We start from the raw sequence: 15,015 nt of genomic DNA on the forward strand, positions 1-15,015 counted from the left end.
CGTGTCAGTCAACGCATATGTGACTGACACATCGTCTTCGCGAGCAAGCCCGCTCCCACACAAGCCGCTCCCACATTTAGATCGGCGGCGCCTTACAAATTGTATCTAGTTCCAGCCGGCCCGATCCATCAAGCGGATAGCTTCAGCCTGACGCTTGCCCGCCACTTCCACCGGCAACGTATCGGCCACAAACTTGCCCCAGGTCGCGACTTCAGCCGAAGGCGGCACCGCCGGGTTGGCCGGGAATTCCTGGTTCACATCCGCAAAGATCTTCTGCGCTTCCGGCGTGGTCATCCATTCAACCAGCGCCTTGGCCGCTTCCGGGTGCGGTGCGTGCCTGGTCAGGCCGATGCCCGACAGATTGACGTGCACCCCACGGTCGCCCTGGTTGGGCCAGAACAGTTTCACCGCCAGGTCCGGCTTCTGCTTGTGCAGGCGGCCGTAGTAGTAGGTGTTGACGATACCGACGTCGCACTGCCCGGCATTGATCGCCTCGAGCACGGCGATGTCATCGGAGAACACGTCGGTGGACAGGTTGTTGACCCAGCCCCTGACGATTTCTTCGGTCTTGGCCGCGCCGTGGGTTTCGATCAGGGTGGCGGTCAGCGACTGGTTGTAGACCTTCTTCGCAGTGCGCAGGCACAGGCGGCCTTCCCATTGCTTGTCGGCCAGCGCCTCGTAGGTGGTCAGGTCGCCCGGCTTCACGCGATCGGTGGAATAGGCAATGGTCCGCGCACGCAGGCTCAAGCCGGTCCAGGCATGGGCCGAAGAGCGGTATTGAAGGGGGATATTCTTATCGATCACCGCAGAGGTGAACGGTTGCAGGATGCCCATCTGCTCGGCCTGCCAGAGGTTGCCGGCATCGACGGTGAGCAGCAGGTCGGCGGTGGCGTTTTCACCTTCGGCCTTGATGCGCTGCATCAGCGGCGCTTCCTTGTCGGTGATGAACTTCACCTGCACGCCGGTCTTTTTGGTGTAGGCGTCGAACACCGGCTTGATCAGTTCGTCGATGCGCGAGGAGTAGACCACGACCTCATCGGCCGCCTGCACGGTGGTGCTGCCGATCAGGGTGAGTGCCAGGGCAGTCAGGAGGCGCTTGGGTGCCAACATGGGTGCGGTCTCTCATTTGCGAAAAGAGGGCAAATGATAAGGACTCACATTTGGTAACGCTCGACGGAGCCGTTACCAAATGTTGCGCAGCCCCCTCAGGCCTTGGCCAGCTCCGGCAAATCGCCGGACAAGCCCAAGGCCTGACGCACAAACAACGCTTTGGCCTCCGGCATCTGCTCAACCACCTTCAGCCCGGCATTACGCAGCCAGCGCAGCGGCAGTTGATCAGCCTGGAACAACCGCTCGAAGCCTTCCATCGCCGCCATCAGTGCCAGGTTGTGCGGCATGCGCCGGCGCTCGTAACGGCTGAGCACCTTCGCATCCGCCAGGCGCTCACCGCGCTCGTTGGCGGCCAACAACACCTCGGCCAGCACCGCCGCATCGAGGAAGCCCAGGTTCACGCCCTGCCCCGCCAACGGATGAATGACGTGGGCCGCATCGCCAATCAATGCCAGGCCCTCGGCGACGTAACGCTTGGCATGGCGCTGGCGCAACGGCACGCACACCCGTGGATCGGCGCTTACCACGGTGCCCAGGCGTCCTTCGAAGGCGAGTTCCAGCTCACGGCAGAAGCTTTCATCGTCCAGCGCCATCAAGCGCTCGGACTCACTCGGGGTGGTCGACCAGACGATCGAACACCAGTCTTCCTGCCCATCGCGCACCAGCGGCAAAAACGCCAGCGGGCCGTTGTCGGTAAAACGTTGCCATGCCGTGCGCTGATGCGACTGACTGCTGCGCACACTGGTGACGATGGCGTTGTGCAAATAATCCCACTCACGGGTGGCGGTGCCGGTCAGACGGCGCACGGCCGAGTTGGCGCCGTCCGCCGCGACCACCAGCGGCGCGCGCAAGGTGCGGCCATCAGCCAGGGTCAGCAGCCAGTCATCGCCGGAGCGGCGCATCTGTTCCAGGCGCGCGTTGGCCAGCAGCCCAAGGTCGCAGTCGTGCAGGCGACCAAGCAAGGCGTCCTGAACCACGCGGTTTTCGACGATATGCCCAAGCACCTCGGCATGCACACTGGCCGCCGAGAAGTGGATCTGCCCGGTGCCGCTGCCGTCCCACACCTGCATCTCGCCATAAGGGCTGGCACGTCGCTCGACAATGCCGTCCCACACGCCGAGGCGTTCGAGGATGCGCTGGCTGGCGGCCGACAAGGCGCTCACCCGCGGCTCGAACGCAGCATGAGGGTCGAACGGTTTGACGCTCAGCGGGCTGCCGTCCAGCAGCAGCACCTGCAGGCCACTGCCCTGCAACGCCAGCGCCAGGGCGCTTCCGACCATTCCGGCCCCGACAATCAGCACATCTGCGCGCATGTCCATGCTTTAAGCCTGTCTCGCTTGCGGCTTGCGCCGCACGTAAAGGGTTTTGTCGACCCGCGCCACCAGGGTGCCGGAGCCGTCATGAATCTGCACCTTGAGATGCGGCAGGTACTTCTCGCCGCCGGCGGTGTGCTGGCGAATCTCGTCCAGCAACGCCTGGTCGATGGAAAATTCGGCAAACACCGGGCCTTTGCCCGGCGAGATGAAATCGATGGCCGCTGCCTTGTCCCAGACAATGTAGTCGCGCCCCAGGTTCTCCATCAGCATCAGCATGTAGAACGGGTCGACCATCGAATACAGGCTGCCGCCAAACTGCGTGCCGACGTAATTGCGGTTGTACCAGCCCAGGCCCATGCGCACCTTGACCTCGCGAAAATCGCTGCCGATGTGCAATACCCGAACTCCGGCCCCGAGGTACGGCGGGTACAGGGTCATGATCCAGCGCAACAGCCGCGCCTTGCCCAGGCGTTGGGTCAGCCACTCACGCATCGGGACGGGTACCCAGGCCCATGGCCTGGCGCGCAAACCAGCGCTTGGCCGGCGGCAGCAGGTCCAGACCCAGCAACCCCATGTTGCGGCCCAGCGCTACCAACGGTTGCGCACTGCCAAACAGGCGGGTGACTTGGTCGGAAAAGCCGACAGTGAGTTTCTGGTCCATGCGCTGGCGCTCGCGATATGCCTGTAAGGTCGCCAGGTCGCCCGGGATCTCAGGCCCGGCCAGCAGCGCCTCGGCCAACGCGTAGGCATCCCGCAGGGACAGGTTGAAGCCCTGACCGGCAATCGGGTGCAGGCTGTGGGCGGCATTGCCGAGCACTGCCAGATGGGAGCGCACTTGTTCTTCGGCTTCCACAAGGGTCAACGGGTACAAGTGACGCGCACCGACCTGCTTCAGAGTGCCCAGGCGGTAGCCGAACACACCCTGCAATTCACTGAGGAAGCTGCGCTCGTCCAGCTCGGCCAAACGCTGGGCGTCCATGCCGATGCGGGTCCAGACCAGCGCGCAACGGTTGTCCGGCAGCGGCAGCAAGGCCATCGGGCCTTCGTCGGTGAACCGCTCGAACGCCTCGCCGTTGTGGGCTTCGCTTGGGGTGATGTTGGCGATCAGCGCACTCTGGTTGTACGGCCGCTTTTTAACGCCGATGCCCAGTTGTTCGCGCAAGCCGGAGCGGCCGCCATCGGCCAGCACCGCAAGGTCGCACTCCAGCACGGTTTCGTCATTGAGGGTCAGGCGGTAGCCATCGGCAAGCGGCTCCATGCGGGTGACTTCCGCCGGGCAACGCCAGCTGACGACTTCCTTGTCCAGGCCTTGCCACAGGCATTGGCCGAGCCAGGCGTTTTCCACCACGTAGCCGAGGGCGGGCACGCCTTCTTCCATGGCCGACAGGCGCGCAGTGGAGAAACGGCCACGGTCCGACACATGAATCTGCTTGATCGGCTCGGCGCGACGGGAGATTTCCTGCCATACGCCCAACCGTTGATAAATCTGCCGCGCGCCAAAAGACAGTGCCGAAGAACGTGCGTCGTAGCTCGGCTGGTAACTGTCGCCGGGGGCAAACGGCTCGATCAGCACGATCTTCCAGCCACGGGCCTTGGCCCCGGCCTGCAACGCCAACGCGAGGCTGGCGCCCACCAGGCCGCCGCCGATAATCGCCAGATTGACCCGGCTCATCGGGCACCCGCCATCAGCGCTTCGATCTCGCCGACGGACTTGGGCACGCCACCGGTCAGAATTTCACAGCCTTGCTTGGTCACCACCACGTCGTCCTCGATGCGTACGCCAATGCCACGCCATTTCTTCGCCACGTTCTGGTTGTCCGGGGAAATGTAGATCCCCGGCTCCACGGTCAGTGCCATGCCGACTTCCAGCACCCGCCACTCGCCGCCTACCTTGTACTCGCCCACATCGTGCACATCCATCCCCAGCCAGTGGCCAGCGCGGTGCATGTAGAAGGCTTTATAGGCTTCGCTGGCGATCAGCTCGTCGACGTCACCCTGCAACAATCCCAGCTTCACCAGCCCGGCGGTGATCACTTGCACCGTCGCCTCATGGGCCTGGTTCCAATGCTTGTTCGGAGCGATTTCGGCAAAGGCAGCTTCCTGGGAAGCCAGCACGATTTCGTAAATCGCCTTTTGCTCAGTCGAGAACTTGCCGCTCACCGGCCAGGTGCGGGTGATGTCGCTGGCGTAGCAGTCGATCTCGCAACCGGCATCAATCAACACCAGGTCGCCATCCTTGAGCACCGCGTCATTCTGCTGGTAATGCAGGATGCAGCTGTTGCGCCCCGAGGCGACGATGGAGCCATAGGCCGGCATCTTCGCCCCGCCCTTGCGGAACTCGTAGTCGAGCTCCGCCTCGAGGCTGAACTCATACAACCCGGCGCGACAGGCCTGCATGGCCCGCACATGGGCCGCGCAGGAAATCCGCGCCGCCTCGCGCATCACCTTCACTTCTGCCGCCGATTTATACAGGCGCATGTCGTGAAGCAGATGATCCAGGGCAACAAATTCATTCGGCGGCTGGGCGCCGAGGTGCGCTTTAGAGCGGATCACGTTGATCCACTCCATCAGGTGCCGGTCGAATTCGGCATTGCTGCCCATCGCCGAATACACCCGGTCACGGCCTTCGATCAGGCCGGGCAGGATGTCGTCGATATCGGTAATCGGGAAAGCGTCATCAGCCCCGAATTCGCGGATCGCGCCTTCGGTGCCCGCTCGCAGGCCGTCCCACAGTTCGCGTTCGGCATTGCGTTCACGGCAGAACAGCACGTACTCGCCGTGCTGGCGGCCGGGCATCAGCACGATCACCGCTTCCGGTTCAGGGAAGCCGCTCAGGTACTGGAAGTCGCTGTCCTGACGGTAGACGTGCTCGACGTCACGGTTGCGGATGGCCACCGCAGCCGCCGGCAGAATGGCGATGCTGTTGGGTTCCATCTGCGCCATGAGCGCCTTGCGGCGCCGGGTGTATTCCGCTTTGGGGATATGGATCATGGGCAGATGGGCTTCCTTTCTTAGTGCAGCGACGGCTTGGGTGCAGCAGGCTCAGCCGATTTACGGGTCTCGGTGAACAGCAGCAGCGGCGCGACGCGCAGGTATTCCATGACTTCCATGTAATCGCTTTCGCCGTCTTCGGATTCTTCCAGGGCGTCTTGCACCTGGGAGATGGCGGCCAGGTCTTGCAGCACTTCCTGGGCGTCGGTGCTCAGGTCCAGGCCGCCGGCGTTCACGCCAAAACCGTGGAGGAAGCCTTGGCACCATTGGCCCAGCGCGGCGGCGCGCTCGGTGAGCGGCGCGTCATCGGTCGGCAGCAGCAACACGACGGTGACGTCATCACCGGTCAGTTCGCCTTTGACCATCTCTTGCAAGCCGATGAGGGCGTTGCGCACGTTTTCGGTGGGCTCGGTTTCCAGCAGCTCGGCGACGTCGGCCAGCCAGTTGTCGGCATCAAAGCCGACACCGGTGCAACTGCGGCCCAGCAGCACGCCGTGCAGCTCGGCAGGCGAGCAAGGATGACCGCTGGAGCTCAGCAGTTTGGAAAAAGCATCGTACGGGGAATTCTGAATGGGCATGGTGAGCTAGGCGCCAGGCGGCGCAATGTCTAGAATGAAGCGCTGTATCCTAGCATCGGCAGACGTACCAAGACTATCGAGGGCGTCAGATCGTTTATCCAGCAGTTGCCATTCATCAGACAAATCCAGTGGAACCCAATGGAAGACACCGACCTGCAAGCGCTGATGGCCAGACTCGAGCTGCTAATTAACCGGGTCGAGCAACTTAAGAGCCAAAACGGACTCCTATTAGCTCAGGAAAAGACCTGGCGCGAGGAACGCGCTCACCTCATTGAAAAAAACGAAATCGCCCGGCGTAAGGTCGAATCGATGATTTCGCGCCTGAAGGCCCTGGAGCAAGACTCATGAGTTCAAGCAATAGCGTCACCGTGCAGATTCTCGACAAAGAATATTCGATCATCTGCCCACAGGAAGAACGCAGCAACCTGGTGAGCGCTGCCCGCTACCTGGACGGCAAGATGCGTGAAATCCGCAGCAGCGGCAAAGTCATCGGCGCCGATCGCATCGCGGTGATGGCCGCACTGAACATTACCCACGATTTGCTGCATAAGCAGGAACGGCCTGACGTGCAGGCCAGCGGCTCGACGCGCGAGCAAGTGCGCGACCTGCTGGAGCGGGTTGATCTGGTACTTTCTACCGATCCAGAGCCACCCAAGGGCTGATTGCGGCGTCGGTTTCGGGTATACTCGCCCCACTCCCTGGCGTGCTTGCCAGTCGGCGATGTCCCGGAGCCGATTCGCACTACCCTGGAAGTTGCACGTTGGGCTGGTGTGCATGTCCGCTAGACGGAAAGCCTTAAAGCCTACTGCTTCTTCCACCTTGAACTTTCGGGTTCAAGGGCTTAGTCGACAGCGGTTCTGTCGGGGAGCCTGATTCCCAAATCCAATGCCAGTCTTAGGACTGGCATTGTTTTATGAGCCGAAAACCATGACCGAACCTGCGCCGCTTTCCCGCCCGCAACTTCGACGCATGCTGCGCACAGCCCGCCGCGCCCTGACGCCCAGCGAGCAACGCCAGGCCGCCCTGGGCCTGTATCGGCAACTGGCACAGCACCCGCTGTTTCGCCGAGCCAAACACATCTCCTTGTATCTACCGACGGACGGTGAAATCGATCCGCGCCTGCTGCTGCGCGCCGCGCAACGCCGGGGCAAAGCGACTTACCTGCCGGTGCTCAGCGCATGGCCGCGAACCAAGATGGTGTTTCAGCGGGTACGGCCCGGCGAGAAGCTGAGCCCCAACCGTTTTCGCATCCTTGAGCCACAGGTAAATGTCAGCCGGCAACGCAAGGTCTGGGCGCTGGACCTGGTGCTGTTGCCACTGGTGGGATTCGATGATGTGGGCGGACGGCTGGGCATGGGCGGCGGTTTCTATGACCGCAGCCTGGCCTACATGGCCCGCCGGAAATCCTGGCGCAAGCCGACACTGTTGGGCCTGGCCCATGAATGCCAGAAGGTCGAACGATTGGCGCAGGCGAGCTGGGATGTACCGCTTGAGGGCACAGTCACCGATAAGGATTGGTATATAGCAGAGACGCTACTGGAACCAGCAGCGCCTTAAAGACAGGTCAGCGTTTGAACGGTTGCGGTTGTTGCTGTGCGAGTTCAATCGGTGCGTCAGTCTTGTTCGACCACAAGCTCTGCGCATAGCCGGTGGTCACGACGCCCAGACCGAACAAAATAACCAATATCCATAGTAAATCCGGTTTGCGTTTCATCGATTGCCCCCCTTCAGGCATCTTGCACACGATGACAGCAACGTTCCATTAGTAGTCCGTGCCAGCTGCGCCAAGCTCAAAACCCCGGCATTCTGCGTTAACGTGGACCAACACGCAAACCTTGACGCCAACCGACCGTCGGTTTGTCATAAAATTGCCGGACAACTTTCCCAATCGTCTTTTGAGGAGCGAAAACATGGCCTATTGGCTGATGAAATCCGAGCCCGATGAACTGTCCATCAAGGGCCTGGAAAAGCTCGGCGAGGCCCGTTGGGACGGGGTGCGCAACTATCAGGCGCGTAACTTCCTGCGGGCAATGGCGGTGGGTGACCAGTTCTTCTTTTATCACTCCAGCTGCCCGGAACCGGGGATCGCCGGCATCGGCAAAATCGTCGAGGCAGCGTACCCGGACCCGACCGCGCTGGAGCCTGACAGCCATTACTTTGACGCCAAGGCCAGCCCTGAGAAAAACCCGTGGAGCGCGATCAACGTCGCCCACGTCGAGACCTTCCCCAAGGTTCTGGGGCTGGGCTATCTAAAACAGCAAACCGCCCTCACCGAACTGCCCCTGGTGCAAAAAGGCAGCCGCCTTTCGGTGATGCCGGTCACCGCTGAGCAATGGGCCGCCGTACTCGGCCTGCTTTAACTGTAGGAGCGAGCTTGCTCGCGAAAAACTCCAAGGCACCGCGACTATCCAGACAGGTCGCGTTATCGTTGACGTTTTTCGCGAGCAAGGGCTAGGCGCCCCCCTCGTTCCTACAGTTCATTTGACCCGCATCAAGGGCCTTCGGGCAGGATCGGTCAAACTAGGACGCTAACGCCGCAGGATGCACCCATGTCGACGAACCACCGCACCTCCCATCTTTTCGCCATTCCATTGATTGTCTTGCTGCTGGCCGCCGGCGGCTTTGGCTATTGGCAATCCACCCAGGACCGCCTGCCCGAAGGCTTGAGCATGGGCAATGGCCGGCTGGAATCGACCGAAGTGCAGATCGCCGCCAAAATCCCCGGGCGCCTCGCCGAAGTGCGGGTGGACGAAGGCGACAAGGTGCTCAAGGGCCAACTGTTGGCGCGCATGGACACCCGCACTCTGGAAGCCCAGCGCGCCCAGGCTGAAGCCGAAGTGCTGCGGGCCAAAGAGAATTTCGCCGCCGCCCAAGCCAATGTGCAACTGCGCCAGAGCGAACAACTGCTGGCCAGCCAGGAACTCAAGCGCACCCAGGAGCTGTACAAACGCGGCTTCGCCAGCGGCCAGTTGATCGACCAGCAGCAGGCGCGGCAAAACACCGGCAACGCCGCCGTGGTCGCCGCGCAGGCCCAGGTCAATTCGGTGAAGGCCGCCATCGGCGCCGCCCAGGCCCAGGTCGCGCAGCTCACCAGCGAAATCGAAGACAGCAGCCTGCGGGCGCCCATCGACGGCATCATCCAGCTGCGCCTGGCCGAACCCGGCGAAGTGCTCGGTGCCGGTGGTCGCGTGTTGCTGCTAATCGACCCCAACGACCAATACATGAACCTGTATCTGCCCGCTTCAGTCACAGGCGCTTTGACCGTGGGCAGCGACGCGCGGATCGTCCTCGACGCCCTGCCGAAGCAACCGCTGCCGGCGAAAATCAGTTTTGTCGCGGCCAAGTCGCAGTTCACCCCCAAGGAAGTGGAAACCCGCGACGAGCGCCAGAAGCTGGTGTTCCGGGTCAAACTGCGCCTGACCCAACCGAGCGCCGTGCCGCAAGCCAAACCGGGCATGCCCGGCGCCGGCTATGTGCGCACCGCTGAACTGGACTGGCCGGCCAACCTGCAATGAGCGGCCTGGCGCTGCACGCCACGGGCATCAACCATCGCTACGGCAAGCAACAGGCGCTGATCGACATCGCCTTCAGCTTGCCCGCCGGCACACGCTGCGGGCTGATCGGCCCGGACGGCGCTGGCAAGTCGAGCCTGCTGGGCTTGATTGCCGGGGTTAAAAAGCTTCAACAAGGCGAACTGCAAGTGCTCGGCGGCTCCATCGAAGACCGCCGCCATCGCAACAGCCTGTACCCGCGCATCGCCTTCATGCCTCAGGGCCTGGGCGGCAACCTGTACCCCGAGCTGTCCATCAGCGAGAACATCCGGTTCTTCGCCACGCTGTTCGGCCTGACGAAAGCCGACTGCGAACAGCGCATGCATAACCTGCTGCTGGCCACCGACCTTGCGCGCTTCGCCGAGCGCCCCGCCGGCAAACTCTCCGGCGGCATGAAACAGAAACTCGGCCTGTGCTGCGCGCTGATCCACGACCCGGACCTGCTGATCCTCGACGAACCCACCACCGGCGTCGACCCGCTGTCCCGTCGGCGCTTCTGGGAGCTGGTGGAAACCGTACGCAGCGAACGCCCGCAGCTGACATTGCTGGTAGCCACTGCCTACATGGAAGAAGCCGAGCAGTTCGAACACTGCCTGATGCTCGACCGCGGCAAGCTGATCGCCGACGGCTTGAGCAGCGAACTCGCCGCCGCGACACCCAGCGGCAAACTGGACGAAGCCTTCACTCATTTCCAGGGCGACAGCGCCCACAACAACCAGCCGCTGGTGATTCCGCCACGGCAAAGCGACAACACCGACATCGCCATCGAAGCCCACGACCTGACCCTGCGCTTCGGCGACTTCACGGCGGTCGACAAGGTCAGCTTCGGCATTGGCCGAGGCGAGATCTTCGGTTTCCTCGGTTCCAACGGCTGCGGCAAAACCACCACCATGAAAGTCCTCACCGGGCTGATGCCCGCCACCGAGGGCACCGCGACCCTGCTGGGCAACCCGGTAAACGCCAAGGACCTGGCGACCCGCAAGCGCGTGGGTTTCATGTCGCAAAGCTTCTCGCTGTACGGCGAACTCAGCGTGCGCCAGAACCTGGTGCTGCATGCGCAGTTGTTCGACCTGCCGAAGGCTGAAAGCGGCCAGCGCATTGATGAGTTGATCGAGCGTTTTGACCTGGGCGACGTTGCCGAGCAGCCTTCCGGCGAGCTGCCATTGGGTTTGCGTCAGCGTTTGTCCCTGGCGGTGGCGGTGCTGCACCGCCCGGAAGTGCTGATCCTCGATGAGCCGACCTCGGGCGTCGACCCAGCCGCGCGGGATGATTTCTGGCGGTTGTTGATTGAGCTGTCCCGGGAACAGGGCGTAACGATCTTCCTGTCCACGCACTTCATGAACGAGGCCCAGCGCTGCGACCGGATCTCGCTGATGCACGCGGGCAAGGTACTGGCCTGCGACACGCCGGATGCGCTGCAACAGCAATTCCACGGCGAGACCCTGGAAGCAGCGTTCGTCACCTGCCTGGAACAGGCCCAAGGCGCGCCCGAAGCGGCAACCGCGCCCACCGAAACCGTCAGCGAACCCATGACGCCGCCCGTCAGCAAACGCGGGTTCAGCCTCGCCCGCCTGTTGGCCGTGGCCAGCCGCGAAGGCAAGGAACTGCTACGGGACAAAGTGCGCATGGCCTTCGCCCTGCTGGGTGCGATTTTCATGATGGTGATCTTCGGCTACGGCATTTCCCTGGACGTGGAAAAGCTCGCCTTCGCCGTCTACGACCAGGATCAAACGCCGCAAAGCCGCGCCTATCTGGAAGCCTTTCGCAGCTCACGCTACTTCGCCGAACAGCCGCCGATCACTGACTCCAACGAACTGCACAAACGCCTGCAACGCTCGGAAATCAAACTCGCGCTGGAAATCCCACCGGGTTTCGGCCGTGACCTCTACGCCGGCCGCCAACCCGCCGTGGCCGCCTGGCTCGATGGCGGCATGCCATTCCGTGCGGAAACCAGCCGCAATTATGTAGAAGCGGTGCATCAGGCCAATCTCCAGCAACTGGCCGAACTAAACAGCACGCCACTGAATCAGCAAGCCGCCGCCAAACTGGAAACCCGCTTTCGCTACAACCAGGACGTGGTCAGCGTGAACGCCATCGGCCCGGGCGTGATGGCGCTGATCCTCGCCTTCATCCCGGCGATGCTCACGGCCCTGGGGATCGTGCGCGAAAAGGAACTGGGCTCGATCACCAACTTCTACGCCACACCGCTGACTCGCTTGGAGTTCCTGCTGGGCAAACAGGCACCGTACCTGGCGGTGAGCCTGATCAACCTCGGGCTGCTGGTAGCAATGAACCGCTGGCTATTCGGCGTGCCCTTCAAGGGCAGCGGCGTGACCCTGGCCTTCGGCGGCCTGCTGTATGTGCTGGCCACCACCAGCATGGGCCTGCTGATTTCCGCGTTCACCCGCACCCAGATCGCGGCGATTCTCGGCACCATGATCATCACCAGCCTGCCGACCATTCAGTTCTCCGGGCTGATCGTGCCGCGCTCGTCCCTGGAAGGCGCCGCCGCGTTGATGGGCATGCTGTTCCCGGCGGGCTACTTCCTCGACATTGCGGTGGGCACTTTTACCAAAGCCCTCGACCTGCGCCAGTTGTGGCCGCAGTGCCTGGCGCTGTTCGGGTTCTTCCTGGGGTTCACCGGGCTTAGCCTGATCATGCTCAAGAAGCAGGAGGCCTGAGATGCACAAGTTCGCCCATATCCTGCGCCTCGGCATCAAGGAACTGACCAGCCTGCGCCACGACAGCGTGTTGCTGCTGTTCCTGTTCTACGCCTTCACCGTCGCCATCTACATGCCCGCCGCCGGTTCGGTGATCGGCGTGCACAACGCCAGCGTGGCCTTTGTGGATGAAGACCACAGCGCGCTGTCCCGACAACTGGCCGAAGCACTGCAACCACCGGAATTCCAGGCGGCGGTGCCGTTGCCGTATGACCAACTGGACAAGGTGATGGACAGCGGCCAGTACACCTTCGTGATCAACGTGCCGGCGAATTTCCAGGCCGACCTGTTGGCCGGGCGCCAGCCGGGCGTGCAGGTCAACGTCGATGCCACGGCCATGAGCCAGGCGTTCATGGGCGCCGGGTATATCGGACGGATTTTCCAGCGGGAACTGCTGACCTATGGCGGCCAGGCCGATGCGGCCCAAAAAGCGCCGGCGCTGCTGACCACCCGGGCGTTGTTCAACACCAACCTGGAAGGCGGCTGGTTTCTGGCGGTGATTCAGATCGTCAACAACATCACCATTCTCGCCATCGTGCTGACCGGCACCGCGCTGCTGCGTGAACGTGAACACGGCACCCTCGACCATCTGCTGGTGCTGCCGCTGACGGCACTGGAAATCATGCTGGCGAAAATCTGGAGCAACATGCTGGTGGTAGTGCTGTGCACCTGGCTGTCGCTGGAAGTGGTGGTGAAAGGCTTGCTCGGCGTGCCGCTGGCCGGGTCGCTGACGTTGTTTTTGCTGGTGACAGCGCTGTACCTGTTTGCCAGTACTGCCCTCGGCATCTTCCTCGCCACCCTCGCCCGCTCGACGCCGCAGTTCGGACTGCTGGCGATCCCGGTGATTATTCCGATGCTGTTGTTATCCGGCGGCAGCACGCCACTGGACAGCATGCCGCAATGGTTGCAATGGGTGATGCAGGGCTCGCCGTCGACGCATTTTGTGAGCCTGAGTGCGGCGATATTGTTCAGGGATGCAGGCGTGACTGTGGTGTGGCCGGACTTGCTGGCACTGGCGGGGATTGGGTTGTTGTTCTTTGCGGTGGCGTTGGCGCGGTTCAGGAAGAGCCTGGCTTCCTGAGGTGTCTGTCAGGGCCTCTTCGCGAGCAAGCCCGCTCCCACATTCAACCGCATTCTCATTTTAGAACTCGGTCAAGTGTGGGAGCGGGCTTGCTCGCGAAGGGCGCGAAGCGACCGGCTTACTGGATGATCAGGTTGTTGAACAACAAATCCTCAACCTGCGGCTTGCCGGTCTCGTCGTTCATTACTTGCTGAGTCTGCTTCAGGGCTTCCTGGCGCAGCTTTTCCTTGCCGTCGACGCTGCTCATGGCGTCGTTGGTTTGCTGGGTAAACAGCGCCACCAACTGGTTGCGAATCAACGCATCGTTGGCTTTGACGGCGGCCGCCGCCTCGGGGCCGGTCACCCGCAGGGCGATATCCGCCTTGAACACCCGCAGCTTCGCAGTGCCGTCCAGGCCGTAGTTACCGACGAACGGCGGGCTCAGGCTGATATAGCTGACCTTCGGCGCGTCGCCTTCTTTGGCTTCTTCGCCCTGGGCGGCCATCGGCAGTGTCAGGGCCAGCATCAACAGGATCCACGCTTTCACAATTCATTCCTCAATTCGGTTGCCCAGTAGCATAACGCTAGCAGCCCTGAGCACAAGCTTATGGCGACTTATCAGGCCGGGGCATGCTCGTTGACCCGTCGCCCTGCCCACCTACACTTATCGGCCAACACGCCAAAAGGAATAGTCCGATGAAAGCTGTGCTGTGCAAAGCCTTCGGCCCCGCCGAAACCCTGGTGCTGGAAGACGTCGAAAGCCCGGCGATCAAGAAGAACGAAATCCTGTTGGATGTGCATGCCGCCGGGGTCAATTTCCCGGACACCCTGATCATCGAGGGTAAATACCAGTTCAAGCCGCCCTTCCCGTTTTCGCCAGGCGGTGAAGCGGCAGGCGTGGTCAGCCAAGTCGGAGAAAACGTCAGCCACCTGAAGGTCGGCGACCGGGTGATGGCGTTGACCGGCTGGGGCAGCTTCGCCGAGCAGGTCGCGGTACCAGGCTATAACGTGCTGCCAATCCCGCCGAGCATGGACTTCAACACCGCCGCCGCGTTCAGCATGACCTACGGCACGTCGATGCACGCACTGAAGCAGCGGGCCAACCTGCAGCCTGGGGAAACCCTGCTGGTGCTCGGTGCTTCCGGCGGTGTCGGCCTGGCTGCGGTGGAAATCGGCAAGGCCATGGGCGCCCGGGTGATCGCCGCGGCCAGCAGTGCCGACAAGCTGGCGGTGGCCAAGGCGGCCGGTGCCGATGAGTTGATCAATTACAGCGAAGCCAGCCTCAAGGACGAAATCAAACGCCTTACCGGCGGCAACGGTGTGGATGTGATCTACGACCCGGTGGGCGGCGACTTGTTTGACCAAGCCATTCGCGGCATCGCCTGGAATGGCCGGCTGCTGGTGGTGGGCTTTGCCAGCGGGCGCATTCCTGAGTTGCCGGTAAACCTGGCGCTGCTCAAGGGCGCGTCGGTGGTCGGGGTGTTCTGGGGGTCGTTTGCCCAGCGCCAGCCTCAGGACAATGCCGCCAACTTCCAGCAACTGTTCAACTGGTTTGCCGAAGGCAAGCTGAAGCCGCTGGTGTCCCAGGTGTACCCGCTGGAGCAAGCGGCGCAGGCAATCAATGACCTCGGCCAGCGCAAGGCCGTCGGCAAGGTCGTGGTGCAGCTACGCTGACGATTGTTTCATTTT

Annotated in this window: 16 protein-coding genes and 1 other RNA gene; 9 read left to right on the plus strand and 8 right to left on the minus strand. The window is 62.4% G+C overall.

All coding sequences use genetic code 11. The annotated features are described in order from the left end of the window. Nucleotides 1–105: 105 nt before the first annotated feature. The 6 genes from AU074_RS00600 to AU074_RS00625 form a co-directional block, all read right to left on the minus strand. Nucleotides 106–1,110, minus strand: coding sequence for an extracellular solute-binding protein (locus AU074_RS00600; RefSeq protein ID WP_076013073.1), 1,005 nt, complete (start codon nt 1,108–1,110; stop codon nt 106–108). A 95-nt stretch (nt 1,111–1,205) separates the two neighbouring features. Further along, the gene (locus AU074_RS00605; protein ID WP_173860311.1) at nt 1,206–2,423 is read right to left on the minus strand and encodes a 2-octaprenyl-3-methyl-6-methoxy-1,4-benzoquinol hydroxylase; all 1,218 of its coding nucleotides are present in this window, start codon (nt 2,421–2,423) and stop codon (nt 1,206–1,208) included. Between the two features lie 9 nt (nt 2,424–2,432). Beyond that, nucleotides 2,433–2,918, minus strand: a complete 486-nt coding sequence (locus tag AU074_RS00610) for a DUF4442 domain-containing protein (RefSeq protein WP_076013075.1) — start codon at nt 2,916–2,918, stop codon at nt 2,433–2,435. Beyond that, nucleotides 2,911–4,098: a 2-octaprenyl-6-methoxyphenyl hydroxylase gene (gene ubiH, locus AU074_RS00615; protein ID WP_076013076.1), complete on the minus strand. Its 1,188-nt coding sequence runs from the start codon at nt 4,096–4,098 to the stop codon at nt 2,911–2,913. The genes AU074_RS00610 and ubiH overlap by 8 nt, the downstream gene beginning before the upstream one ends. Further along, nucleotides 4,095–5,417, minus strand: a complete 1,323-nt coding sequence (gene pepP, locus AU074_RS00620) for a Xaa-Pro aminopeptidase (protein ID WP_076013077.1) — start codon at nt 5,415–5,417, stop codon at nt 4,095–4,097. The genes ubiH and pepP overlap by 4 nt, the downstream gene beginning before the upstream one ends. Nucleotides 5,418–5,437: 20 nt before the next feature. Next, entirely contained in the window at nt 5,438–5,995 is a 558-nt protein-coding gene (locus tag AU074_RS00625) for a YecA family protein (RefSeq protein ID WP_003213952.1), read from the minus strand. 138 nt (nt 5,996–6,133) lie between these two features. On the opposite strand from AU074_RS00625, the gene AU074_RS00630 reads away from it, so the two are divergent. The 4 genes from AU074_RS00630 (at nt 6,134) to AU074_RS00645 (ending at nt 7,552) form a co-directional block, all read left to right on the plus strand. Then, entirely contained in the window at nt 6,134–6,343 is a 210-nt protein-coding gene (locus AU074_RS00630; RefSeq protein ID WP_003213954.1) for a TIGR02449 family protein, read from the plus strand. Then, nucleotides 6,340–6,657 (plus strand): cell division protein ZapA, encoded by a 318-nt coding sequence (locus AU074_RS00635; protein WP_003213956.1) that lies wholly within the window; start codon nt 6,340–6,342, stop codon nt 6,655–6,657. The genes AU074_RS00630 and AU074_RS00635 overlap by 4 nt, the downstream gene beginning before the upstream one ends. Before the next feature lie 30 nt (nt 6,658–6,687). Further along, a non-coding RNA gene (gene ssrS, locus AU074_RS00640) (6S RNA) lies at nt 6,688–6,866 on the plus strand. Nucleotides 6,867–6,922: 56 nt separating this feature from the next. After that, complete coding sequence (locus AU074_RS00645) at nt 6,923–7,552, plus strand: 5-formyltetrahydrofolate cyclo-ligase (RefSeq protein ID WP_076013078.1); 630 nt, start codon at nt 6,923–6,925, stop codon at nt 7,550–7,552. Between the two features lie 7 nt (nt 7,553–7,559). Here the strand turns inward: AU074_RS00645 and AU074_RS34115 are convergent, their stop codons facing one another. Beyond that, nucleotides 7,560–7,709, minus strand: coding sequence for a hypothetical protein (locus tag AU074_RS34115; protein ID WP_003213959.1), 150 nt, complete (start codon nt 7,707–7,709; stop codon nt 7,560–7,562). A 196-nt stretch (nt 7,710–7,905) separates the two neighbouring features. Here AU074_RS34115 and AU074_RS00650 point away from each other — a divergent pair, with 196 nt between their 5' ends. The 4 genes from AU074_RS00650 to AU074_RS00665 all read left to right on the plus strand — a co-directional run bounded on the left by AU074_RS00650 (nt 7,906) and on the right by AU074_RS00665 (nt 13,347). After that, entirely contained in the window at nt 7,906–8,355 is a 450-nt protein-coding gene (locus AU074_RS00650) for an EVE domain-containing protein (protein ID WP_076013079.1), read from the plus strand. A 189-nt stretch (nt 8,356–8,544) separates the two neighbouring features. Next, the gene (locus tag AU074_RS00655; protein WP_076013080.1) at nt 8,545–9,510 is read left to right on the plus strand and encodes an HlyD family secretion protein; all 966 of its coding nucleotides are present in this window, start codon (nt 8,545–8,547) and stop codon (nt 9,508–9,510) included. Continuing rightward, complete coding sequence (gene rbbA, locus AU074_RS00660) at nt 9,507–12,227, plus strand: ribosome-associated ATPase/putative transporter RbbA (protein ID WP_076013081.1); 2,721 nt, start codon at nt 9,507–9,509, stop codon at nt 12,225–12,227. The genes AU074_RS00655 and rbbA overlap by 4 nt, the downstream gene beginning before the upstream one ends. A gap of 1 nt (nt 12,228) precedes the next feature. Further along, a complete protein-coding gene (locus AU074_RS00665) occupies nt 12,229–13,347 on the plus strand; it encodes an ABC transporter permease (RefSeq protein WP_076013082.1) in 1,119 nt (372 codons plus the stop codon). Between the two features lie 118 nt (nt 13,348–13,465). Here the strand turns inward: AU074_RS00665 and AU074_RS00670 are convergent, their stop codons facing one another. Next, the gene (locus AU074_RS00670; RefSeq protein ID WP_076013083.1) at nt 13,466–13,873 is read right to left on the minus strand and encodes a flagellar basal body-associated protein FliL; all 408 of its coding nucleotides are present in this window, start codon (nt 13,871–13,873) and stop codon (nt 13,466–13,468) included. Nucleotides 13,874–14,022: 149 nt separating this feature from the next. On the opposite strand from AU074_RS00670, the gene AU074_RS00675 reads away from it, so the two are divergent. Next, nucleotides 14,023–15,000: an NADPH:quinone oxidoreductase family protein gene (locus AU074_RS00675; RefSeq protein ID WP_076013084.1), complete on the plus strand. Its 978-nt coding sequence runs from the start codon at nt 14,023–14,025 to the stop codon at nt 14,998–15,000. The last annotated feature ends 15 nt before the right edge of the window (nt 15,001–15,015 follow it).

Source organism: Pseudomonas sp. ATCC PTA-122608, from assembly GCF_001952855.1.
Classification (GTDB): domain Bacteria; phylum Pseudomonadota; class Gammaproteobacteria; order Pseudomonadales; family Pseudomonadaceae; genus Aquipseudomonas.

Excerpts from the sequence above, each read along its gene's own strand:
- AU074_RS00600 (WP_076013073.1), bottom strand. The coding sequence starts at position 1,110 with ATGTTGGCACCCAAGCGCCTCCTGACTGCCCTGGCACTCACCCTGATC.
- AU074_RS00605 (WP_173860311.1), bottom strand. The coding sequence starts at position 2,423 with ATGCGCGCAGATGTGCTGATTGTCGGGGCCGGAATGGTCGGAAGCGCC.
- AU074_RS00610 (WP_076013075.1), bottom strand. The coding sequence starts at position 2,918 with ATGCGTGAGTGGCTGACCCAACGCCTGGGCAAGGCGCGGCTGTTGCGC.
- ubiH (WP_076013076.1), bottom strand. The coding sequence starts at position 4,098 with ATGAGCCGGGTCAATCTGGCGATTATCGGCGGCGGCCTGGTGGGCGCC.
- pepP (WP_076013077.1), bottom strand. The coding sequence starts at position 5,417 with ATGATCCATATCCCCAAAGCGGAATACACCCGGCGCCGCAAGGCGCTC.
- AU074_RS00625 (WP_003213952.1), bottom strand. The coding sequence starts at position 5,995 with ATGCCCATTCAGAATTCCCCGTACGATGCTTTTTCCAAACTGCTGAGC.
- AU074_RS00630 (WP_003213954.1), top strand. The coding sequence starts at position 6,134 with ATGGAAGACACCGACCTGCAAGCGCTGATGGCCAGACTCGAGCTGCTA.
- AU074_RS00635 (WP_003213956.1), top strand. The coding sequence starts at position 6,340 with ATGAGTTCAAGCAATAGCGTCACCGTGCAGATTCTCGACAAAGAATAT.
- AU074_RS00645 (WP_076013078.1), top strand. The coding sequence starts at position 6,923 with ATGACCGAACCTGCGCCGCTTTCCCGCCCGCAACTTCGACGCATGCTG.
- AU074_RS34115 (WP_003213959.1), bottom strand. The coding sequence starts at position 7,709 with ATGAAACGCAAACCGGATTTACTATGGATATTGGTTATTTTGTTCGGT.
- AU074_RS00650 (WP_076013079.1), top strand. The coding sequence starts at position 7,906 with ATGGCCTATTGGCTGATGAAATCCGAGCCCGATGAACTGTCCATCAAG.
- AU074_RS00655 (WP_076013080.1), top strand. The coding sequence starts at position 8,545 with ATGTCGACGAACCACCGCACCTCCCATCTTTTCGCCATTCCATTGATT.
- rbbA (WP_076013081.1), top strand. The coding sequence starts at position 9,507 with ATGAGCGGCCTGGCGCTGCACGCCACGGGCATCAACCATCGCTACGGC.
- AU074_RS00665 (WP_076013082.1), top strand. The coding sequence starts at position 12,229 with ATGCACAAGTTCGCCCATATCCTGCGCCTCGGCATCAAGGAACTGACC.
- AU074_RS00675 (WP_076013084.1), top strand. The coding sequence starts at position 14,023 with ATGAAAGCTGTGCTGTGCAAAGCCTTCGGCCCCGCCGAAACCCTGGTG.